This window comes from Peptacetobacter sp. AB800, assembly GCF_047807365.1.
GTDB lineage: Bacteria > Bacillota > Clostridia > Peptostreptococcales > Peptostreptococcaceae > Peptacetobacter.
On the sequence record NZ_JBLOUI010000108.1, the window covers coordinates 1 to 329 of the forward strand.

Annotated in this window: 2 rRNA genes; both read left to right on the forward strand. The window is 38.3% G+C overall.

Going from position 1 to position 329, the window contains the following annotated elements:
• A 23S ribosomal RNA gene (locus tag ACK2WN_RS12335) occupies positions 1 to 105 on the forward strand; the annotation flags it as partial.
• 116 nt (positions 106 to 221) lie between these two features.
• Positions 222 to 329: ribosomal RNA gene (rrf, locus tag ACK2WN_RS12340) — 5S ribosomal RNA — on the forward strand; the annotation flags it as partial.

Consider the following 329-nt stretch of genomic DNA (forward strand, 5'->3'; position numbering starts at 1 on the left):
CTTCGGAAGTAAGACCCCATGAAGACTACGTGGTTGATAGGTCGGAGGTGGAAGTGCAGTAATGTATGCAGCTTACCGATACTAATAGGTCGAGGACTTGACCAAGAAAATTTATAGTTGATTGATTAATATGTATGTAGTTTTCAAAGTACAATACTTTTGAAAAAAAATATATTGACACCTTTAAATGGATATGTTAATATAATACTTGTCAAAAATAATGTGGTTATTATAGAAGAGAGGATACACCTGTTCCCATTCCGAACACAGAAGTTAAGCTCTCTATCGCTGATGGTACTTGGGGCGAAGGCCCCTGGGAGAGTAGGACG